This is a genomic window from Pseudoalteromonas sp. SR43-3 (assembly GCF_014163875.1).
Taxonomy (GTDB): Bacteria; Pseudomonadota; Gammaproteobacteria; order Enterobacterales; family Alteromonadaceae; genus Pseudoalteromonas; species Pseudoalteromonas distincta.
Window position 1 is genome coordinate 434,085 of sequence record NZ_JACJEC010000001.1, and the last position, 22,385, is coordinate 456,469.

Sequence of the window (22,385 nt, forward strand, 5' to 3'; positions counted from 1 at the left end):
ATTTATTAAGAGGTTATTATGTTTAAGTATTTCCCGACGAATTATGTATGGAATTTATCAGTAAATTTAGCTATCGAAATGGGCGCTCGCATTGGCGAAATCGAAGAAATGTGTGGCCCTTTACAAGAGGCTGCAAAATCACCAGATAAAGAAGGCGTTCAAGCATTTAGAGACACGTGGGCTAAAATGGCCGATAAACTATGTGGTCTTGCTGAAGAAGATCTAGAACGTGGCAGACTGCTTTCTGCAGGGTACAAATATAATCGCGCTGCAACCTACCTTATAACCTGTGAACGCATTCAAGCACATGGCGCCTCGGGAAGAACAGAGCTGTATAAACGTTCACTTTCGCTTTTTCAAAAATCAATCGAACTGGGTCACGAAAACTGTGAACGCGTGGAAATTCCTTATGAAGGCAAACACCTTAGTGCTCTTTATGTCAAAGCCAAAGGCGTTAAAGGCCCTGCCCCTATTCTTATACAAATAAACGGCCTAGATTCATCAAAGGAAATGAAATATCGCGTTGGTTTACCACAATGGTTAGCAGAACGTGGCGTTTCATCACTTGTTTTAGATCAACCAGGTACAGGTGAAGCGTTAAAGCTACAAGACTTCCATGCTCGTTTTGACACTGAGCATTGGGCAAGTGTTGTTGTTGATTGGTTAGAACAACATGATGAAGTAGATAGCAAGCTAATTGGCATGGAAGGTGTCTCTTTAGGTGGCTATTACTGCCCTCGTGCGGTAGCGAATGAACCGAGACTTGCCCTAGGCTGTGTATGGGGTGCAAACCACGATTGGCGTGACGTTCAAAAACGTCGCTTAGAAAAAGAAGGTGACTTCCCCGTACCTCATTACTGGGCACATGTGCAATGGGTTTGGGGCGCCAAAGATATAGACGACTTCATGGAAATCGCTGAAAACGTCCACCTTGATGGTCAAATTGAAAAAATTAAAGTGCCATTTTTAGTCACTCACGGCGCTAAAGATTCGCAAATTCCACTTAAATGGGCCGAGCGCACCTTTGAGCAACTAGTCAATAGCCCTAAGCGTGAGCTAAAAATCTTTACAGAACGAGAAGGTGGTGTACAGCACTCTAGCTTCGACAACAGTTCAAACGCGGGTCAGTACATAGCTGATTGGGTAGCTGAAACATTTAACGAATTAAAAAAACAATAAGGATCACACCATGAATATTATTGGCCCCGATACGCTTGTTTTTGGTGTTGAAGACACCGAGAGTTGTAAGCAGTTCGCACTAGATTATGGCTTAACACAAAAAACTGAAACACGATTTGTTGCTCTTGATGGCACAGGTATTGAGATTAAAAAAGCAGATGACAGCTCATTACCGAATCCTCTTGCTACTGGTTCAATGCTGCGTAAAACAATTTACGGTGTAAAAGATCAGCATACAATAGATGCTTTAAAAACAGAGCTTGAAAAAGACCGAACAGTAACAACTTTAGACGATGGCAGTATCGAATCTGTTGACGATTTAGGGTTTGTTATTGGTTTTCAAGTGACCATACGGCAATCGCTCGAGAATCTACCAGCAGAAAAAGTCAACGCGCCAGGGTGTGAAAACAACCGTGCTGTAAACAATATTGGTATTAATACAGACTTCAAGGCAAAGCCTCGTAGCCTTTCTCATGTTGTGTATTTTGTACCGGATGCCGTTAAAGCTGAAGCTTTTTACGCACAGCGTTTAGGCTTTATTACTACGGATCGTTTTACCCACGTAGGTCCTTTTATGCGCCCTGCCGGTACCAATGATCACCACACATTATTTTTTATAAATACCCCACCACATATGCAAGGTATTGAGCATTTCACTTTTCATATGAGCGGACCAACAGAAGTTTCTCAGGCAGGTACTGCCTTAGTTAATAAAGGCTATCAAAGCTTTTGGGGGCCAGGTCGTCATATATTCGGATCAAATTGGTTCTGGTACTTCAAAAGTCCGTTTGGCTGCAACATTGAGTATGATGCTGATATGGATTTACATGATGATGAATGGACTGCGCGAGAAGCGATGCCTGGTGCTGATAATTCGCAAGCTTTCTTACTTCAGTACCGGGAAAAGTGGGCACCAATGGGCCCACCTCCGGGTAAACCAGAGTAAACATGAGTAAAGTATTTATCGCCCATAAAAGCGATATTACAGAGGGGCAAGCGAAAGGCTTTGACCCTCTTAATCAAGGGCGCGACAGCCTCTTTATAGTTCATAAAAATGGGGAGTATTATGGCTATAAAGATATCTGTCCTCACTACGGTGATACCACATTACCTTGGAAAAAAGATAAATACTTAGATTCAAAAAGTGATCAAATAGTCTGCGCTGCCCACGGCGCTTTATTCGAAATTCGCACTGGTATTTGCACACAAGGGCCATGTAAAAATCAGGTCTTAACAAACATTGAATTAGATATTCGCCAACACAATGAAATTTGGGTGGATATAACAACAATAAAGGAGTTCTAAAATGAACCCGTGTATTTCTAATGTATTAATAATTGGTGGTGGCTTCTCTGGTATGTCAGCAGCCATCGAACTTGAGAAAAAAAATATTGCTGTCGATTTGGTCGAAATTGACCCTAACTGGCGAGCAGAAGGGGCTGGGATCAGTTTAGGCGGAGCCACCATTCGAGCTTTTCAACAACTTGGAATTTTAGAAGAGTTTTTAGCAAAAGGCAGTGCCCATGAAGGGCTAGATATATATGCCCCGCATGGTTTGCACCTTGCCCATATACCAACGCCATTAATGGCTGATGCTAATATTCCAAAAGCGGGCGCTATAATGCGACCAGCACTTGCACAAATTTTGGCAAATAAAACGAAACAAACCAATGCCAATGTTAGGCTTGGCTGTACATTTTCATCTATAGAACAAGACGAAAATGGGGCAACAGTAACCTTTACCGATGGCACGACAAAAACATATGACCTAATTATTGGTGCTGATGGCTTGTACTCAAAAGTACGACAAATCATATTCCCTGAAGCTGAAAAGCCTAAATTTGTAGGCCAAGGTGTATGGCGAGCCGTACTGCCTCGCCTTGAAGGCATTGATAACACGGTAATGTGGGTAGGCGAACATATTAAAGTAGGGGTTAACCCTATGTCGAAAAACGAAATGTATATGTTTGTTACTGAAGATAAAATTGAAAATAATTATATTGAACCAAAAGACTTTTTACCTTTATTAAAAGCACTTGTAGCCAAATTTCCGGCTCCTGTAGTACAAGAGATACATGCTCATCTAAATGAAAACTCTAAAATTGATTACCGCCCGCTTGAAGGACTATTAGTTAAAGATGCATGGCACAAAAACCGAATCGTCCTTATCGGCGATGCAGTACATGCAACAACACCCCATTTAGCGTCGGGTGCATGTATAGGTATTGAAGATGCTATTGTATTGGCTGATGAACTAACTAATCATGCTCACTTGGAACAAGCACTTAGCGCCTTTAAAGAGCGCCGTTGGGAGCGTTGTAAGCTTGTTGTTGAAAACTCGGGTCGGCTTGCTCAAATTGAAATAGAAGGAGGCGACAAAGCTGAGCACTCTGCAATTATGCGCGACTCCCATATTGCTTTAGCTAAAGCAATATAACTGACCCGTTTTTAGGTTAACTAGGTTGTTAATACCCCTTCGCTGAAAATGAGTGACAGCGAGGGGGTATTATTTACCTTATCCCAACTAACTATAAAAATAACGGACGCCTTGCCATATCAAATGCAGGGATAAAAAGCTCAAGATAAGTCGTAATACCTTTCTAAAGTTAGCTCCATGAGTTTTATTTAATACATGTAAACCTACAAACGTTCCGAACACACCACTAATAACCATACAAAAAATTAAAGGCAGCTAATCAAGAAAAGCAAATCCAACAACGCTAAAAACCGCCGCTTTTAATACATACTGAAGTGCCATACAGCTTGAAAATGTTGCCGTAAATTTTAATTTTTCATACTCTTTTGTATACAAATAACTGCTTACAATTGGGCCGCTAGCGCCAACAAATACAGAGAGAAAGGCAGTACTCAACCCTGCAATAAGGCGCACGCTTGGTGATGTGCCACTAAATTTGGGCTTTGGACCCCACAACAAATAAAAAATAAATATTGCCAACACAATTTTCATCGGCTCAAGTGCTATTTGTGTTAATACGGTAGTCGATAACACAGCACCAAACAGCCCCCTACTGAAAAATAAGCCAACATATCTAGGTCAATGTATCTATACGTTGCTATTGCACGAGTCGCATTAGAGCCTAACTGAACAAGGCCATGAACAGGAATGACAATGGACATAGGCAGCATTGAGGCCATTGTAAGAAGTAGTAATAAGCCGCCTCCTGCACCAAATGCGGCAGTAATAAATGATCCAAAAAAAGCGGATGCAATTAAAATCCCCGCATAAAGCGGGGAGAGTAAATCATTTAGTAATAAGCTCAAACCGAAAGACCTTAATTGCTACATTTAAAACTCTTCGGTATCTATTTCTGCTTGAGTTGCTTCAGGATAACGCGAACCACTAACTGAAGATGGTGAGAATAAAGCTGATAGTTGCGTTAACTGTTCTGCAGACAGTACAATATTTTCAGCACTTACATTATCGGCTAAATGATCACTATTCTGTGTGCCAGGAATAACATGTACATGCTCACCTTGATGAAGCACCCAAGCTAAACACAATTGAGCCAGTGTTAAGTGTGTGCTCTGTGCAATAGATTTTAGTGCACTTAACAATTGCTTATTTTTGCTAAAGTGAGGTTCGTTAAAGCGCGGCATTCCACGTCTAATATCCCTTTCAACTAGTGCCTCTCGACTGGTAACCTGATCAGTTAAAAAGCCTCTGGCTAATGGTGAAAATGCAATAAAAGCAGCCCCTATATGCTTACATGTTTCGAGCACTGCAATCTCAGGATTACGCGTCCATAACGAATACTCTGTTTGCACTGCTGCAATCGAATGTACGCTATTTGCTCGCATTATTGACTCAGCTGATACCTCAGATAAGCCAATTGCTTTAATTTTTCCTTCAGTAACTAAACGCGAAAGCTCACCAACACTCTCTTCAATCGGGACAGATTTATCCATACGATGCAGGTAATATAAATCTAGGACTTCTGTATTTAGTCTAGTTAAGGACGATTCTATTGTTGAGCGAAGCGTTTTAGGGCGCCCATCAATAACGCGTTTGCCATTAACGCCGGCCATACCACACTTGCTCGCCAAAAAAATTTTATCTCTGTGTTGTTTTATTGCTTTGCCTAGCAGAGCTTCATTTTTACCAAACCCATACAAAGCGGCAGTATCAAAATGTTCAACACCTAACTCAATCGCCTCGTGTAATAAATTAATTGCAGCTTCATTTGAGGGAGGATGCCCATAGGCATGGCTCAAGTTCATACACCCCAACCCAATTGGATTAACGCTATAACCATTAATTTGACGCTTATTCATACCCCCTCCTTTGCGATTAATTATTGATTATTTAATTGTTGCTCTAAGTCGTGAAGCACACGATAACAATCAAGTACCTGATTAACACTCGAGTTAGGTTCTCGGCCATCTTTGATAGCAGTAAAAAACTCTCTATCTTGTAGCTCAATGCCATTCATAGATACGTCAACATTAGAGACATCAATCGCATTCTCTTTGCCATCCACTAAATCATCATAGCGTGCTATATATGTACCTGTGTCACCGATATAGCGAAAAAATGTCCCTAAAGGCCCATCATTGTTAAACGATAATGATAGGGTACAAATTGCACCATTTTCAGCTAATAACTGAATAGACATATCTAAAGCAATACCGAGCTCTGGGTGAATTGGCCCCTGAATAGCATTAGCTTTAACCACTTTAGCGCCAGCTTGATAAGCAAACAAATCAACAGTGTGAGCAGCATGGTGCCATAACAGATGATCAGTCCATGACCGGGCCTCGCCTTTAGCATTAATATTTTTACGACGGAAAAAGTACGTTTGTACATCCATTTGCTGAATATTAAACTCGTTAGCCGAAATTTTATTATTAACCCATTGATGAGATGGATTAAAGCGGCGAGTATGCCCAACCATACAGGTCAGCCCCGTGCGCTTTTGTACCTCAACTACTTTTAATGAATCTTCCCAGCTATCTGCTAATGGGATTTCAACTTGCACATGCTTACCCGCTTCCATACATTGAATAGATTGCGCAGCGTGTTGCTGAGTGGGTGTACATAAAATCACTGCATCTGCATCAATTTTAAGCGCATCGTCTAAGCTCGTAAAAACTTGTGGTATGGCGTAGTCATCAGCCACTTTTTGAGTTTTTTCTGGCGTACGACCAACGAGTGCAACCACTTCAACACCATCGATATTTTTAATACCATCAAGGTGCTTAATGCCAAATGCGCCTGGTCCAACAACAATTACTTTCATAAAATTTCTCCAGGTTATTTATTTTCTAAAACAAGATGACCAACAGCAGTATTCGATGCGGGTACATGATAATGACGCTTCTTTAATTCAACCTCATCATTGAGCGCTCCACGCATTACAAGCCACATAATAAGCTCAATCCCTTCAGAGCCAGCAAGGTTAATGTATTCAAGATGAGGTTTTAGGGCTAAGTTTTCAGCATCATCAACAATGTCATCTAAAAAGGCATTATCAAATTCTTTATTAATTAAACCTGCACGTGGCCCCTGTAATTGATGGCTCATGCCGCCCGTCCCCCAAATTTGTACATTTAGGTCTTCATCAAAGCTTTCTACAGCTTTACGTAAGGCCTTACCTAAATTGTAACAACGCTGCCCAGATGGGGTTGGATAAAGTACTACATTGACAGCAATAGGTATAACTTTACATGGCCAATTTTCAGGCTGACCAAACATTAGCGATAACGGAACCGTTAAGCCATGATCAACATCTAGAGTATTAACAACAGTTAAGTCAAAGTCGTCTTGAATAACAGATTGAGCAATATGTGATGCAAATTCAGGATAGCCTTTTACATTGGGTACAGGACGTGGCCCCCACCCTTCATCGGCTGGTTTAAACTCTTCACCTGTTGCAATCGCAAAGGTAGGAACTAAATTAGAGTCAAACGCGGTTGCATGATCGTTATATACCAATAATACAACGTCCGGCTTTTGCTCCTTTATCCATTCTTTAGCGTAATCATACCCCTCGAATAATGGTTTCCAATACTCATTATCAGTTATGCCATTATCGATTGCGGCACCAATAGCCGGAACATGTGATGTTGCAACACCTGCTTTTATTTTGGCCATGATTAACTTCCTTTTTTTAATGTATTACTGCTGTCGGGTACACGACCCCCTGATAGCATCATTTGCGCGTATTCGTCTTGTGTCATACCCGTCATCGTTGATGCTGCGGCTTGAAAACTAATACCGTCGCTAGAAAAGATTTTTGCAAGGAAATAAATATTGCCGCCTAAGCTCATCATTTTGTTGTAATCACGTGCTATAACCGCTTCTTTTTGTGCTTCACTCATTGGCCACTCATCAAGGTAGGCTTTCTGACCTGCTTTAAACCTTTCACGATTTGGCGCCTTCATCAACGACATGCAAAATTGATTTAAGTGAAAACCTAAACGCGCCATATCGGCGTCAAATATAGTGGTACCTGGCACCTCTTTGTAAGGTTTATTAATAGCCATATATATTCCTTATTTTGACCAATACAAACGCATTGGATTATCAATTAATAACTTTTGCTGTAATTCAGTAGTGGGGGCAAACAGCGGGATCATGTCCACTAATTTACCATCGTCAGGCATGTGGCTTTTCATATTTGGGTGAGGCCAATCTGTGCCCCACAAAACACGGTCAGGAAAACTTTCGACGACTTTGCGCGCAAAAGGAACAACATCTTGGTAGCCTTTATTTGGACCATCAATAGAAATTCGTTCAGGGCAGCTTACTTTAGACCATACATTTTCATTTTCGCGCATAAACTTTAAAAACAACGCAAAGTCTTCGCCTTCAACAGATTTAGTAACATCTGGGCGCCCCATATGATCAACAACTAATATCGTTGGTAAACTAGTGAAAAAATCATAAAGCTCGGGTAAATCTTGGCTTTCAAAATAAATAACAATGTGCCAATCACGTTTAACTATTCGTTCTGCAATGCGTTTTAACGAGTCAAATGGCAAAGCATCAACTAACCGCTTAACAAAATTAAAGCGTACACCTCTAACACCTGCAGCATGCAATCTATCAAGCTCAGCGTCGCTAATATCTTCTTTAATAGTTGCAACACCACGTGCTAAACCATTTGATGCCAAAAGCGCATCTACCATCGCATTATTATCAGCTCCATGACAGGTTGCTTGCACTATCACATTTCGACTAAACCCTAAGTAGTCGCGTAAATCCCAGAGCTGCTGTTTTGATGCATCGCATGGTGTGTATTTACGTTCGGGTGCAAAACCAAACTCATTGCCAGGACCAAACACATGACAATGCGCATCAACAGCCCCTTTCGGTAACTCAAAGCTAGGTTGTGATGGCGATTGATGCCAATGAAGCCAATCGGCATCCATTACAAATTGACTCATAAACCCAACCCTTTTAATTTGGCGTCTAAACGTGGGTATACGCGACGCGCATTTTCTTCAAATATCGCTTTTTTGTCCGCTGCCGATATTTCTAATGTGTCAATGTAACGTTTAGTATCATCAAAATAGTGCCCGGTTTGTGGATCAATACCGCGCACGGCACCAATCATTTCAGAGCCAAATAAAATGTTTTTAGTATCAATAACGTCTACTAATAAATCAATCCCCGGTTGGTGATAAACGCAGGTATCAAAATACACATTTTTCATTACGTGCTCATTTAAAGGTGGCTGCTTCATCATATCAGCCAATCCTCGGTAACGCCCCCAATGATAAGGCACAGCTCCACCACCATGAGGTATAATAAACCTTAAATCAGGGAACTCTTTAAACAAATCACCTTGCAAAAATTGCATAAATGCGGTGGTATCAGCATTCATATAGTGCGCACCTGTTGCGTGAAAATTTGGATTACATGAGCCCGATACATGGATCATTGCAGGAACATCTAATTCAACCATTTTTTCATAAAGTGGAAACCAACTTGGATCGGTTAACGGCGCTGAAGTCCAATGACCGCCAGAAGGGTCAGGATTTAAATTACAGCCAACAAATCCTAATTCATTAACACAGCGCTCTAGCTCAACAACTGAATTTTCAATCGGTACTCCCGGCGATTGTGGTAATTGGCACACTCCTATAAAGCGCGTAGGGTATAAGTCAACAACCCTTGCTATTAAATCATTACACGCTGAGGTCCATTGTTTTGATACCTCTTCATTACCTACGTGATGCGCCATAGCCGATGCACGAGGTGAAAAAATGGTCATGTCTAGGCCGCGCTCATCGAGCAATTTTAACTGATTTTTTTCAATACTTTCGCGAATTTCATCGTCTGAAATATGGGGAACGTCTGGGAGCGCTTTTCCCTCTTTGAATGCTTTAATTTGCGCTTCTCTAAAAAGTTGTAATGGCTCTGGCGCTGTTGTGTAATGTCCGTGGCAGTCTATTATCATTGTGTGTCTCCTGCTGAGAGTATTATTGAAACTATCTTTTAGTAGTCGATCAAGCCATTGCTGAGCCGACCATTAATAAGCGCGCGGTTCTTAACAGCGCAGAACGATGTATTTTATAAGTGCTCAGTTGAGCGATACCTGATACCTGCATTTCAACAGTAAACTGACCCGTTGGATGCTCAACAACGATATCAAACTCCCCATCAATAAAGTTTTGGTTAGCATGCCTATAGGCTACTGTACCTTTTAAAACACATGCACTTGCTACGCTCACACTGCCTAACACCCCAATAGCCTCATGAACACGGTGGGGTATAAATGTTCGAGTGTTAATTACCCCACCATTTTTTGCAGGGCTTACTAAAGACATTTTTGGAATCGTTTTATTAGTTACATCCCCTAAATTCATCATCTTAGCCGCGATTAAACGAATAGCTTCAATCTTTTGCTTTAAATCGGTATTATCTTCGAGTGTATTAGGCGACTCATCACCCACTAAACCAAACTCGCTAGCATCTAAAATAACCACTGGCATGCCGTTATCAATACAGGTTATTGAATACCCATTAATTTCATCTATGGCATTACCCGTAGGAAAAAGTGCACCACAATTGGCACCCGCTATATCTAGAAAGTCGAGCGTGATAGGCGCTGCTGAACCTGGTACACCGTCGATTACGGCCTCCCCTTTATAGCTTACTTTGCCATTAGGAGTTTGAACGCGTGCCACAGCTGAGGCTGCAGTATTTAGCATATGAATTCGTACATCGGTTGTTTTTTCTTTTGCATTCACTAAACCCTGCTCAATTGCAAATGGCGCAACACCGGCGAGTAAATTGCCACAATTTTGTGTATCACTCACCACCGCTTTATCAACTACAACTTGTAAAAAAAGGTAATCCACATCAGTATTTGCTCGCATTGATTTTTCAACAATAGCCACTTTACTGGTGAGAGGATGCGCACCACCTAAACCATCAATTTGCCTTGTGTCAGGCGACCCCATTATGTGTAACAGTAATTCATCGCGCTTTGAGGAATCACTCGGAAGATCACTGGCTAAAAAATAAAGCCCTTTAGAGGTACCACCGCGCATAATTGAGCAAGGAATAGCCGCGTGCATTTACTTATCCTCACTTTGCTTTATATAAGTTAAGCCTTTAGCTGCTAAACGCTCGCGCATAGCATATATATCCAAGCCTAACTCACCCGAAGCTAAACGCTTTCGCTTGTCTTCTTCGTTAGCAACACGTTTCAGGACTTTTTCATGAACCTCTTCACCACGACTTTGTTCAACAACAACAACGCCATCATCATCAGCAACAATGATGTCTCCAGGTTTTATATAAGCCCCTGCGCACACAACTGGCACATTGACATTTGCAATGGTTTCTTTAACTGTACCTTGCGCATAAACATCTTTAGACCAAACCGGGAAGCCCATTTCAGTCAGTGTTGCGATATCGCGTACGCCACCATCAATAATTAAACCTTTAACGCCTCGCGCTTGTAATGAAGTTGCCAACAAGTCACCAAAAAAACCGTCAATACACCCGCTCGTAGGTGTAACAACAAGTACATCACCTGGCTGACATTGCTCTACAGCTACATGAATCATCCAGTTGTCGCCAGGAGCCACTTCACATGTTACTGCACTGCCAGCAATACGAGCAGAGCGATAAATAGGCTTCATATAGCTGGCTAATAAGCCAACGCGACCTTGTGCCTCATGTACCGTTGCAACTTCAGCATTTTGGTATTTTTCTAATATCTCTTTATTAGGGCGCGCTATATCTGTAATACACACAGCCATACTATTTACCTTATTTATAATTAAACGCTATTGATGCAATGAGTATATTGAAGTCAGCTATATAAAGAACTTTAAAAAGCTGTCAAAGGACATTAGTTTTTTCTATAGTGGTAGTAATCAAATATTAATGTGTGAGTTAAATAAAAATGAATTTTAACAATAGACATTTGTTAAGCGCCTTGTATATAAAGAACTTAATGTCGTTAAGCAAGGCAGCTAATACTGTTCACTTAACCCAGTCGGCACTCACCCAAGGCATTAAAAAACTTGAAAACGAACTTAATCAAGTCCTATTTATTCGGACCCACTCGGGGATGACACCGACGCCAAGCGGTATATTTTTTCTAAATCGGGTTGAACGTGCATTTGAGTATTTGGATGAATTTTCGAGGGTTATTTTTAATAATAAACATAAGCAAGATGCCTTTAATCGCTCTGTCACTTCAAAGCAATTAGTAGCACTCATACACTTAGTACAAATGAAAAACTACACCGCTGCAGCCAATAAACTTAATTTGTCGCAACCCACCTTACACCGCAGCATCAAAGATTTAGAGCAACTATGTAAAAAGGACCTCGCGGTACGTTCACCCGTGGGTATTGAACCTACTTGGACGGCAAACTTGCTAAATCGTTTTGCAAAGCTGTTTTTCTCTGAATTACGCCAAGGTATTTATGAAATGAGGGAGTTTAATGGACAAATGGATGGTGCTCTAAAAGTAGGTAGCTTACCATTGGCACGCTCAGCTATTGTGCCATTGAGTATTATTGCTTTAAATAATGAATTTCCTGATGCCCAGCTAAGTATTATAGATGGTCCATACCAAGAGCAGCTAGCTAACTTACTTCATGGTGAAATTGACATCATTGTCGGTGCATTACGCATCCCTGCTCAACATAATGATATTGAACAAATTCCATTATTTAAAGATCAACTTTGTGTTGTAGTAAATGCTCAACACCCTTTGGCAAGCCGCCAAACAATATCAACAAAAGAGCTCCAGCAACTTGATTGGGTAGCACCTAACAAAAGCACACCCGCGTGGCAGGTTTTTAGTAACATATTTGTTAGCCGAGGTTTACCACCACCAAGCCATGTAATAGAGTGCAGCTCGCAAGTTGCTGCGCGCGGTATTTTATTAAACAGTTCTCGAGCGGCCTTGTTACCAGCCAAGCAAGTTGAAATAGAAGTACAAACAGGAATATTAGCTATCTGCCCGATGACACTGCCCGATACTGACCGTAGTATAGGACTGACGATACGAAAAGACTGGCAGCCTACCCAAATGCAATCGCGTTTTTTAACAATAATTAAAAACAATACGCGCATGCTTTAATCGAGCTAGTTAATATTCGACTGTTGCTTGAATAATGTTGGGGTTGTATTAGTGGCTAACTTAAAAAAACGGCAAAAATACGCGCTATCTTTAAATCCTAAATGAAGCGCTATTTCGTCGATTGTTTGTGTAGTATAGATTAAACGTCGCTTTGCCTCAGTGATCAGACGTTGATGAGCAATTGCTTTGGGAGAATCATTTAATAAACTTTTACAAATACGGTTTAACTTTGAAGTAGATATATGTAGCTTCTCAGCGTAGTCAGGAATAGTCATATGTGAGGTATAATTTAGCTCAATTAAGCTTCTAAAATTAACGACTATTTCTGTTTCTCGACTGCGGGCGTTACTTGCCAAAAGAGTAGTGTTTTTTTGCCTAAAAATATTTAATAATATCAATTTTAGCAATTGCTCAACGGCAATAGGCGAACCTAATTCATTATAATTAATTTCATACATTAGCAGCTCTATGTGGTGCTTTAAATGCACTAAACGTGCTGCATTTTCAAACTCAACCGTTAATGGCTTTAATAACAATTGATTCAGGCTAGTCTCACCATAATTGCTTACTAAAAAACTGTCGTCTATTGAAATTACAAAGCCTTGTGTGCGTGGTTTAAAATGAAAGCCATGTACAACACCAGCCGGAATAATTACCCCCCAATCCCCATTCAGTTGATACTCTCTTTCATCTAACCTCGCAGCCCAAGAGTTATTAAAAACAATTACAATTTGAACTAACTTATTATGACGATGTGGTGATATCTCCCATTTAAGCTCACTGCTTCGATAAGCTATATCTTCAACATGAACAGCACCTGGCTCTTGGCGAATAAACGGCTCTCCGTATAGGTCATAAAATGGAATTTTTTTATTCATGTGCACGTGTACTCAAATTAACTTTGACTCAAAAGTACAACAGATGACATCAATTGTGAATGGTTTAAACATTAACTAATGAGCAATATAAAAGAACACGATGTTTTCAACGAGTATAAAAATGCAATCATTAAAAACTAAAATAGCAATCATTGGCGCTGGGCCCTCTGGATTGTTACTCGGTCAACTTCTAGCTAAAAAGGGGATCGATAACATAATTATAGAGCGCGCATCAGGCGAATATATTTTAGGTCGTATTCGTGCAGGTATTTTAGAACAAGGATTAGTGAGTCTACTAGCAGAAGCTGGTGTAGATGAGCGAATGAAAAAGGAAGGCCACATTCACGATGGCTTTGAAATAGCACATTATGGTCAACGTCATCGAATCGATATAAAGGCACTTACAAATGGCAGCACCGTTATGTGTTACGGGCAAACAGAAGTTACCCGTGATTTAATGCAAGCGCGCCAAAACATAGGGGCAACGACTTATTATGAGTCTAGTGATGTTGCCATTCATGAGCAAAGTTCAAACTCCCCATTTGTAACGTTTACACAAAATGGTATTGAATATAAATTAGACTGTGATTATATTGCTGGATGCGATGGCTTTCATGGCGTTTCTCGACAATCTATCCCTAAAGAAAAACGTAACGAATTTGAACGTATTTATCCTTTTGGCTGGCTTGGGTTACTTAGCGATACTCCCCCCGTTGCTGATGAGCTTATTTACTGTAAAACTAAACGAGGCTTTGCTTTAGCTAGTATGCGCTCTTCAACCCTTTCACGTTATTATTTACAGGTGCCATTAACTGATAAAATTGAAGATTGGTCTGATGATGAATTTTGGACTGAGCTTAAAAAACGCTTACCTGAAGACGTAGCTGAGATGCTGATTACCGGCCCCAGCATTGAAAAAAGTATTGCCCCTCTGCGTAGCTTTGTATGTGAACCAATGCAAGATGGACGCTTATTTTTAGTTGGCGATGCCGCTCACATTGTACCACCTACAGGCGCTAAAGGTCTTAATCTGGCAGCATCTGATGTATCCACCCTCAGCAAATTGCTAGATAAGACATACAATGGTGAGGAACCTGATGCGGTAGCCAAATACTCCGAAATAGCATTAAAAAGAGTATGGCACGCCGAGCGATTCTCATGGTGGATGTCAAACATGCTGCATGAATACGATGATGACAACATGAATGAAAACGAGACTAAAACGCTTGAACGATTCATGGCATCCGACCTTGATTTTCATCTAAATTATGAAGAAGGTAAAAAAGTAATAGCAATCCAATATGTGGGAATGCCATACGAGAAAATTTAAACAAGTTCCCTTAAAATAATAAGCTCATATGATATTAGTAACATGGGCTTTATTTATTAATATACAATTAGTTAACTAACTTAGTTATATCGTTTAAAAGCTTAACTATCTGATCGTTTTTGATAGCTTACCAAAACTGATTAAATTCAATAATTTCATTCTTTATCGCTGAAAGTAGTGGCAAATTTTGAGTAAAATAAGGTGATGGGTTGCCATATGTAACAAATTTAACCCAAACAACATACATTTCAGTGGCAACATTTTATCTGGAGGTGATTTGCTGCTGAAATTTAACTTTCACAGAATCAAAACAATTGAATTCAAATTGTATAATATGCCTCCTAAACTTTTCCTTTTAAGCTATAAGCTATGTATTTGAATCGTTAAGGCCATGTCTGCTACCCAATAAATACGGCTTACCTAGCTACAATTTTACTGAATCAATGAAATTTTTCGTAATAATTAAAAAGTAAACAGCAACGCTTTGGTCAGGGTTTGCGCCTTGATTTAATGCTATTGTGTGGTATTTGAGTTTAATTTAAATGGCACATATGCAGCTTTAGCATACTGAATCAGCCTAACAGACGGACCAAATGGTTAATACATTAAAATCTAATATCATGCTTAAAATGCACTAAACATGCTTTGTTTAATTTTTTAATAAACACATATCAACACGCTCTAAAAATATAAATTTTAGTTATGAAAATTTAATATTTATGCCAATAAAAGCCCGTATATATACGGGCTCTATAAATGTTTATTGACTAATTAGATTGGTTATCTCATTTAAGCGATTCTCAAGTGGGTCTTGTTTTACCTCACTTCCGTTCTCGTTAAATTCAATTATTCTATTATCTTTAGCATTGTAATTAGGCCAAGCAATGCCTTGCTTAGGTGACGGGTTGCTGTATTTAGCAAACCTTACCCATGCAGCGTGCATTGCACTGGCAATTTTAAAATCGTTTTGCGATGTTAACGGATTTTGCGCAAGAGTATTAAATACAAAAGGTATTTCAGTGGCATGGTATGCGCCATCAACTTTGCCTTTTAAGTGGCTAGGGACGTAATTAAAACGATAAAGCCATGTAGGCTGTTCACTCATACTCGCTTTGCTTGCAATATAGCGCGCAGGTTCTACAAAACGCTTATCACCGAATATCATAGAGCCTAGCAGTGGATAATTTAACTCCCCATTTTTAGCTAGCACAAATGGCGCATACGCTTTAGTAAACTGAGCTTTATTGTTCACTGATTCGAGCGTTTCTGTGGCTATTGCAATAGCACCTTTCGGATTGTAGTCTTTTAAAAATCCCCACTCAAAATCCGTACTGCCAATAAAAAGTGGAACTTTTGTTTGTAGAGCTTGAGCAAACCCCTCCTCGACACTTGTTAATACAATAGATGAGTCAATCATAGGCCCGCTGTAAGTAGGCGTATTTGCGTTCATCATATTCAAACCGCTCAATACCTTTTCTGCAGGTAAAGCACGTAGTTTTGCGAGTGCTTTTATATCATTGGTATTAATTCCCACACTTCTTGCAAATTGAATGCCAGCATCCTCAGCTGAAGGGTTACCTTTAGTGCCTTTTTTATTTAAGTATACGACCGTCTCTGTCGAATCACTTCTACCACCCCCTGATTGCACAATCGCTTTGTGAAAAAGCCCTTTAGATTGGGGCGATAACATATGAAAATTCACCGAGCGCCCACCATCTGACTCACCAAAAAGTGTTACATTATCAGCGTCTCCACCAAAATGGGTAATGTTATTTTTAACCCATTTTAGGGCCGCGATTTGATCCATTAAGCCGTAATTTCCAAGCGGTGTATTTTTGCTTTGTTCACTCAACCCAGGATGAGCAAAGAAACCAAAACGCCCTAACCTGTAGTTAAAACTAACAAATACAACGCCCGATTCGGCAAACGACTGACCACTATAAATAGCCGCTGACGAACCGCCATTGACAAAGCCTCCACCGTGTATCCACACCATAACTGGGCGCTTTTGAGTGATATCTTGTGCTGGTGCCCATATATTTAAGTAAAGGCAGTCTTCACTCAATGAGCCTTTTAGGGGCGCCGAATCACCAGGAAATGTGGTTTGCATACAGTCAGGGGCATATTGAGTTGCATCAAGCACGTCTCGCCACTGAGTCGCACTTTTAGGTCCCTGCCAGCGTAAATTAGCACTAGGTGCTTGTGCATAAGGGATCCCCAAAAATTTATTAACTGGCATTTTTGTATCTAGTACAGATACCCTTTTAACAAGCCCTAATTGTGTTTTTGCAATCACATTATGTGTGGCTTTTGCTTGCTCATTAAGTTCAGCTGAGTCTTGCCCGTTCGCACAAATACTTATGCTCATAAACATTGCAATGATAAAGCGAATTCGTTTTAAGGTATTCATATTAAATTCCTAAATTAAGCAGGTTGCCTTATTAAGCAATTGCTTATTGATTAATGCAGCCACATGAAAAAGCCGCATTATATAAGTATTACTAACTTGGGTATCTCACACTGAAATAAAAAGAGCACTACTCTGTAGAGCAGGTTTAATTCGCTTTGTATTGGGTTAGCTGAATGTTCAGCTTTTATATCAACTTCGGCTATGTCCATGAGCGGTTATTACTAATTTTTTGTATGGAATCAAGATTTTGCTGCTTTGGTTTTCTTGTAAAGGCCAACTTATATGTATTCTTTTTTAACCTTTAATGGAGTCCCGTAATGTGGGTAATGCTCGGCGAGATATTCCCAAATAGCATGAGAGGATTAGGCTTAGGAGTTGCAGGGCTTGCTCAATGGCTGGCTAATTTTTTAGTCACTATTACCTTTCCCATATTGCTAGCCGCTGGAGGGCTTGTACTCGCATATTCGCTCTATGCATTTTTCGCATTAATATCGGTGCTTTTTGTTATTTACTTAGTAACAGAAACCAAAGGAACGAAACTAGAAAACGTGTAACTTTATCGTCCTAAATAGCTAAATTTAGGACGATAATTTTTTAGTGCCTACCCAACTAATCTATAACCTACCGCTGGCTCAGTTAAGATATGAATTGGGCTTGCAGGGTTTACTTCAAGCTTTTGTCTTAGTTGCGCTACATGTACACGAATATACTCAGGTCTATTAATGTATTGCTCCCCCCATACCTGACTTAAAATAGCATTATGAGTAAGCACTTTATCTTTATTTTGAAATAACATAAGCAAAATTTTATATTCTTTATTAGTGAGCTTAACATCGCTACTGTTAAGCGTAACTGTGTGCTTATGCGGATCTATAATGATGCTACCGCATTGCAGTGCCAAACTCGGCTGTGTATTTACTCTTAGTAGCACACGCATTCTTGCCAGAAGTTCGTTTGCACTAAAAGGTTTGGTTATATAATCGTTTGCCCCATTATCAAGGGCTGTAACCTTTTCCACCTCGCCATCGCGAGCCGAAAGCACTAATATTGGTATTTGGCTCCATTGTCGTACTTCAAGTAACCAAGCTTGTCCATCCATATCAAGCAATCCCAAATCAAGTAACACTAAGTCAAAGCTTTGCTCACTCATTAATGAAAAACCATCAAGCCCTTTCGCACTAATTGATACGTTATAGCCACTGGCACCTAGTAATGTTTTTAAAAAACTTTGCAATGCAGGTGAGTCTTCTAGCACCAATACATTAATCATTCTTTGCACTCCAGCTAAGTATTGCTGTGGCTACTTGGGTCAGCTCATCAATAGCTAATACAAATTCGCCTTGATGAAACTGAGCAACTACATCGCAAATTACGCTACCAAGCCCAACTCCTTCATCCGAACTGCTTGGATGAGTAACTATGAGATTGCTTACGGCTATTTTATAGTGTGTTATATTAGCAATTCGCTCAGTATTAAAGTCCACTGTCGCCACTCCATCACCGTAACGTGCCGCGTTTTCGAATATATTCGCAAGCGCGATTTCTAAAAGTGTTATATCACCTATACAACAAGTAGCTTTATCAAAGACTAACACTAAGTTAAAACCACTTAATTGCTGCTGCCTGCGTGCTTTAGCCTCAGTAACAAGTGTATGTACGTTGATAGCTTGCCATGCTAGCTGCTCTCCTATTTTATTTACCCGGCTAAGCTCCATCACTTTATTAAAATGCTGATTTAAGATTTCACTTTGCTCATAAATATTTTTTGCTTGTTCTGTAATTGATGCCTTACTCAGCTCAATATTTTCGTCAGCTAACATACTCGATGAGCCCATAATAGTAGCTAAAGGCGTGCGTAGATCATGAGATAAACTACGCAGCAATGCGTTTTTAGCACGTTCTAACTCTGCTTGTACTTTCATCGATGCAGACTGGTTTCTAAGATTTGAGTTTTCGTGGACCTGAAACAACAAAGACAGTGCCGTATCTATAAATGCACGGTTTTCAGGACTAAGTTCGGCATCTGAACTAAAGCCGCCCCATTGTGTGTTTTGTTCGATATTGAAGTACTCTCCATTATCCATTGTATTATTGTTCCAACGAAGTGTAATACCTAGATGGTTTTTAATCGAGGTTGTAAATACTTGGCGCTGAGCGTTTATATCATCAAGCCCATTAAGCGCCTTAGCTAACTCATATAAACATCGTGTATTACTGGCATGTAACTGGGTATCACGAACGTTTTTACTTAGCTCGCCCGCCAATTTGCTTATCATCAAGCCAACTATAAGCATGACAGTAAAAGTGACTAAGTATTCAATTTTTTCGATATGAAATGTAAAATACGGCAGTACAAAAAACCAGTCGGTACATGCCACACTAACTAACGTTGTAATCCCCGCTAAGGCGGCATTTTGACGCACCGCAACCCATGCCACCCAAAGTAATTGCAACATCACAATGTCGGTGGTCGTTAGCCACTCTCGAACTGGAAAAATAGCCAGCACAATAAAAATAGGCGCAATTGTTGTTAATAAAAGCGGCTTAAGCCATTTATTAATACCCATTTGTGCACTCCCATAAAATTCTCTTTTTATAGGTTACTGCTTTTTAATACGTTGTGTATAAAGTTTTTATAAAGATTTTTGGCTGTAGTGTTAAATGTTTATAAAGCTTAATTGATATGGGGTGACTCTTTTTTAAAATTCCATAGTCTTTGCTATGTCGTATTTTTTAATAGGAACACACATGGCACAGTTTGCAGTAATTGGATTAGGTAGTTTTGGTGTTACCGCCTCGCTTGAGCTTGCTAATCAGGGGCATCACGTTTGCGCAGCCGATATAAGCGAAAGCACCATTAACACGTTTGCTAATCAGTTAAATTACACTGTCATTTTAGATGCTAGTGATGAAACACAGCTTGCTCGACTCGACTTAACCAGCTGCCAAGCTGTATTAGTTGCAATTGGTGAAAACATAGAAGCGAGTATTTTATGCGTGCTGCATTTAAAAAACCTTGGTGTTAAACAAATATGGGTTAAGGCGTGCTCTAAAAGTCACCATCAAATTTTAAGTAAACTTGGCGTATCCCGTATTATTCACCCCGAAGAAGAAATGGGTATCAGAGTAGCACATGCACTTAACTACCCTATGGTTAACCAGTACTTTGCGCTTACACAATCTACATTTATTGTTGAGCTTGCCATAGATTTACATTTATCAGGGCGCAATATTGGCTGGCTTTTAAAAGACCGTAACTCAGATATAAAACCGCTCACCTTACGCCGAGATGATAATTTTAATACAGACCTAACACTCGACACCGAGTTACGCCATGGTGATAGCCTTGTATTACTGGGCTCTAAACATTACCTAACAAAACTCACCAAACGGTTTAAAGCTTTATGATCAACTGGCAAGCACACGTACTTCCAAAGCAATTTAATCGCCGTTTAAAAAATTTCAAAAGGCCTGTTAACCCCCCTTTAATTTTAACTGCTGGTTTTTTTGCTCTCATTATTTTAGGCACTTGCTTATTACTATTACCTTTTGCAAGTGTTGAATCGCTTAGCTTTATTCAAGCTTTTTTTACTGCATCCTCTGCGGTTACAGTTACAGGCTTAGTTGTTATTGATACAGGTACTGCGCTAACCACATTTGGGCAATGTGTTGTTATGGTACTTATTCAAATTGGAGGAATCGGCTTTATGACTGTGGCCGTTATTTCATTTTTAAGTATTGGTAAAAACTTAGGATTAAAACAACGTTTACTTGCAAGCCAAGCATTCGATACCAGCGATTTAAATGGAGTGATCCATGTGGCTAGATGTGTAATAACTTACTCGCTAATAATTCAGACTATAGCATTTTGCTTACTTTTTATTAGCTGGGTAGATGACTATGGTATTGCGGGTAGCGCCTATCAAAGTCTATTTTATACTATTTCGGCTTTTAACAATGCCGGGTTCGCACTCGATAGTAATAGCTTAATGGCTTTTAAAAGTGATGTATCTGTTAATCTTATTATCAGTGCATTATTTATAATCGGTGGCTTAGGGTTTACCGTTTTAATAGATATATATCAACAACGTCGCTGGCATAAATTAGCAACTAATACACGTATTGTATTAATTGCAAGTGCTGTAATAAATTGCAGTGCATTTTTGCTTATTTTTTTATTTGAATATTCAAATCCAGCCACACTTGCCAACCTACCTATTAACGAGCAAGTAATTGCTGCTTGGTTTCAAGCAGTTACACCACGTACTGCAGGCTTTAATACTTTACCTATTAGCCAGCTCAGTTCCGACTCGACATTGCTTACATTGTTATTAATGGTAATAGGTGGCGGTTCGGTAAGTACAGCAAGCGGCATTAAAATAGGAACTTTTGTTATTTTACTACTTGCTATGTATAGTTATTTACGCCAAAAACCACAGGTAACCATATTTAACAGAGAGCTAAGCGACAAACTTGTGATAAAAGCACTGAGTGTTGTAATTTTATACTTATTTACGGCTTTTTTAAGCATCATGATTATGAGTAAAATCGAGCAAGCGTCTCTTTTAGATATTACTTTTGAAGTAATTTCGGCATTGAGCACTGTAGGGCTATCTCGTGATTTTACTAGTAATTTAAGTATGCCAAGCCAGCTAATAATAATTTTACTTATGCTGATTGGCAGAGTAGGTCCACTGACATTTGCTTATTGTTTTGCAAAACCTAAATTACAACCTCTTAAATTTGCTAAAACAACCATACAAATAGGGTAACTATTATTAAGGCCACTTAGCCAGCATAATTTATGTAAGGTACTATTGCGGTGCAAGTTAGAAAATTAATGACTCCTAAATATAACTTTATCTATTAGGAGTCTTTTATAGAAAAATAAAAATGAATATAAGCACTCTTTTTCATTGTAGATATGAAAATAAATAAAATAAGCGCCAAACTATTACAATAGTTTTGGCGCTTATTAAAGGGGTAATATTTACCCTTTCATTTGTTCAAGCTCT

General features: G+C 39.6%; 22 protein-coding genes and 1 pseudogene. 9 read left to right on the forward strand and 14 right to left on the reverse strand.

From position 1 onward, the window contains the following. The first annotated feature begins 18 nt into the window (after positions 1–18). The 4 genes from H5088_RS01915 to H5088_RS01930 are packed head-to-tail and all read left to right on the forward strand — an operon-like array spanning position 19 to position 3,616. Positions 19–1,179 carry a S9 family peptidase gene (locus H5088_RS01915; protein WP_182752082.1) on the forward strand — a complete coding sequence of 387 codons (1,161 nt, stop codon included), beginning with the start codon at positions 19–21 and terminating at the stop codon, positions 1,177–1,179. 10 nt (positions 1,180–1,189) lie between these two features. Then, positions 1,190–2,125 carry a VOC family protein gene (locus H5088_RS01920; protein ID WP_154902988.1) on the forward strand — a complete coding sequence of 312 codons (936 nt, stop codon included), beginning with the start codon at positions 1,190–1,192 and terminating at the stop codon, positions 2,123–2,125. Positions 2,126–2,127: 2 nt separating this feature from the next. Further along, complete coding sequence (locus H5088_RS01925; RefSeq protein WP_182752083.1) at positions 2,128–2,484, forward strand: Rieske (2Fe-2S) protein; 357 nt, start codon at positions 2,128–2,130, stop codon at positions 2,482–2,484. A gap of 1 nt (position 2,485) precedes the next feature. After that, the gene (locus H5088_RS01930; RefSeq protein ID WP_058429833.1) at positions 2,486–3,616 is read left to right on the forward strand and encodes an FAD-dependent oxidoreductase; all 1,131 of its coding nucleotides are present in this window, start codon (positions 2,486–2,488) and stop codon (positions 3,614–3,616) included. 255 nt (positions 3,617–3,871) lie between these two features. Here H5088_RS01930 and H5088_RS20430 read toward each other — a convergent pair whose 3' ends face one another. Genes H5088_RS20430 through H5088_RS01975 form a run of 10 tightly spaced genes read right to left on the reverse strand, consistent with a single transcriptional unit; the run spans position 3,872 to position 11,415 of the window. Further along, positions 3,872–4,189, reverse strand: coding sequence for a hypothetical protein (locus H5088_RS20430; RefSeq protein ID WP_310737267.1), 318 nt, complete (start codon positions 4,187–4,189; stop codon positions 3,872–3,874). Further along, positions 4,168–4,461, reverse strand: a complete 294-nt coding sequence (locus H5088_RS20435) for a hypothetical protein (protein WP_310737268.1) — start codon at positions 4,459–4,461, stop codon at positions 4,168–4,170. The genes H5088_RS20430 and H5088_RS20435 overlap by 22 nt, the downstream gene beginning before the upstream one ends. A 24-nt stretch (positions 4,462–4,485) precedes the next feature. Continuing rightward, positions 4,486–5,472, reverse strand: a complete 987-nt coding sequence (locus H5088_RS01940) for an aldo/keto reductase (protein ID WP_182752084.1) — start codon at positions 5,470–5,472, stop codon at positions 4,486–4,488. 20 nt (positions 5,473–5,492) lie between these two features. Then, positions 5,493–6,437 (reverse strand): Gfo/Idh/MocA family oxidoreductase, encoded by a 945-nt coding sequence (locus H5088_RS01945; RefSeq protein ID WP_182752085.1) that lies wholly within the window; start codon positions 6,435–6,437, stop codon positions 5,493–5,495. Positions 6,438–6,451: 14 nt separating this feature from the next. Next, complete coding sequence (locus H5088_RS01950) at positions 6,452–7,291, reverse strand: class III extradiol dioxygenase subunit beta (RefSeq protein WP_104642979.1); 840 nt, start codon at positions 7,289–7,291, stop codon at positions 6,452–6,454. Between the two features lie 2 nt (positions 7,292–7,293). After that, the gene (gene ligA, locus H5088_RS01955) at positions 7,294–7,683 is read right to left on the reverse strand and encodes a protocatechuate 4,5-dioxygenase subunit alpha (RefSeq protein WP_058429838.1); all 390 of its coding nucleotides are present in this window, start codon (positions 7,681–7,683) and stop codon (positions 7,294–7,296) included. 9 nt (positions 7,684–7,692) lie between these two features. Continuing rightward, the gene (locus tag H5088_RS01960) at positions 7,693–8,586 is read right to left on the reverse strand and encodes an amidohydrolase family protein (RefSeq protein WP_182752086.1); all 894 of its coding nucleotides are present in this window, start codon (positions 8,584–8,586) and stop codon (positions 7,693–7,695) included. Then, on the reverse strand, positions 8,583–9,602 hold the full coding sequence (locus H5088_RS01965) for an amidohydrolase family protein (protein ID WP_182752087.1): 1,020 nt from the start codon (positions 9,600–9,602) through the stop codon (positions 8,583–8,585). Before H5088_RS01965 ends, H5088_RS01960 begins: the two co-directional genes overlap by 4 nt. 49 nt (positions 9,603–9,651) lie before the next feature. Beyond that, the gene (locus H5088_RS01970) at positions 9,652–10,725 is read right to left on the reverse strand and encodes a 4-oxalomesaconate tautomerase (protein ID WP_182716387.1); all 1,074 of its coding nucleotides are present in this window, start codon (positions 10,723–10,725) and stop codon (positions 9,652–9,654) included. Then, positions 10,726–11,415 (reverse strand): 4-carboxy-4-hydroxy-2-oxoadipate aldolase/oxaloacetate decarboxylase, encoded by a 690-nt coding sequence (locus H5088_RS01975; RefSeq protein ID WP_154903784.1) that lies wholly within the window; start codon positions 11,413–11,415, stop codon positions 10,726–10,728. It lies immediately after the preceding gene. Positions 11,416–11,612: 197 nt separating this feature from the next. On the opposite strand from H5088_RS01975, the gene H5088_RS01980 reads away from it, so the two are divergent. Then, on the forward strand, positions 11,613–12,752 hold the full coding sequence (locus tag H5088_RS01980) for a LysR family transcriptional regulator (protein WP_259395096.1): 1,140 nt from the start codon (positions 11,613–11,615) through the stop codon (positions 12,750–12,752). 5 nt (positions 12,753–12,757) lie between these two features. Here H5088_RS01980 and H5088_RS01985 read toward each other — a convergent pair whose 3' ends face one another. Beyond that, positions 12,758–13,630, reverse strand: a complete 873-nt coding sequence (locus H5088_RS01985) for a helix-turn-helix domain-containing protein (protein ID WP_182752088.1) — start codon at positions 13,628–13,630, stop codon at positions 12,758–12,760. A gap of 121 nt (positions 13,631–13,751) precedes the next feature. On the opposite strand from H5088_RS01985, the gene pobA reads away from it, so the two are divergent. After that, positions 13,752–14,960: a 4-hydroxybenzoate 3-monooxygenase gene (pobA, locus tag H5088_RS01990; protein ID WP_182752089.1), complete on the forward strand. Its 1,209-nt coding sequence runs from the start codon at positions 13,752–13,754 to the stop codon at positions 14,958–14,960. A gap of 760 nt (positions 14,961–15,720) precedes the next feature. On the opposite strand, the gene H5088_RS01995 is transcribed toward pobA, so the two are convergent. Further along, entirely contained in the window at positions 15,721–17,370 is a 1,650-nt protein-coding gene (locus H5088_RS01995) for a carboxylesterase/lipase family protein (RefSeq protein WP_182752090.1), read from the reverse strand. Positions 17,371–17,633: 263 nt separating this feature from the next. Between H5088_RS01995 and H5088_RS02000 the strand changes: the two are divergent. After that, positions 17,634–17,924: pseudogene (locus tag H5088_RS02000) on the forward strand (MFS transporter); the annotation flags it as partial. 47 nt (positions 17,925–17,971) lie between these two features. Here H5088_RS02000 and H5088_RS02005 read toward each other — a convergent pair. Both H5088_RS02005 and H5088_RS02010 read right to left on the reverse strand, forming a co-directional pair. Next, positions 17,972–18,640, reverse strand: coding sequence for a response regulator (locus tag H5088_RS02005; RefSeq protein ID WP_154903778.1), 669 nt, complete (start codon positions 18,638–18,640; stop codon positions 17,972–17,974). Further along, positions 18,633–19,937 (reverse strand): DUF4118 domain-containing protein, encoded by a 1,305-nt coding sequence (locus H5088_RS02010; RefSeq protein ID WP_154903777.1) that lies wholly within the window; start codon positions 19,935–19,937, stop codon positions 18,633–18,635. Before H5088_RS02010 ends, H5088_RS02005 begins: the two co-directional genes overlap by 8 nt. 181 nt (positions 19,938–20,118) lie before the next feature. Between H5088_RS02010 and H5088_RS02015 the strand changes: the two genes are divergently transcribed. Together H5088_RS02015 and H5088_RS02020 are read left to right on the forward strand one after the other, a co-directional pair. After that, the gene (locus H5088_RS02015; protein WP_182672167.1) at positions 20,119–20,778 is read left to right on the forward strand and encodes a TrkA family potassium uptake protein; all 660 of its coding nucleotides are present in this window, start codon (positions 20,119–20,121) and stop codon (positions 20,776–20,778) included. After that, the gene (locus tag H5088_RS02020) at positions 20,775–22,142 is read left to right on the forward strand and encodes a TrkH family potassium uptake protein (RefSeq protein ID WP_101163049.1); all 1,368 of its coding nucleotides are present in this window, start codon (positions 20,775–20,777) and stop codon (positions 22,140–22,142) included. Before H5088_RS02015 ends, H5088_RS02020 begins: the two co-directional genes overlap by 4 nt. Positions 22,143–22,385: the final 243 nt, after the last annotated feature.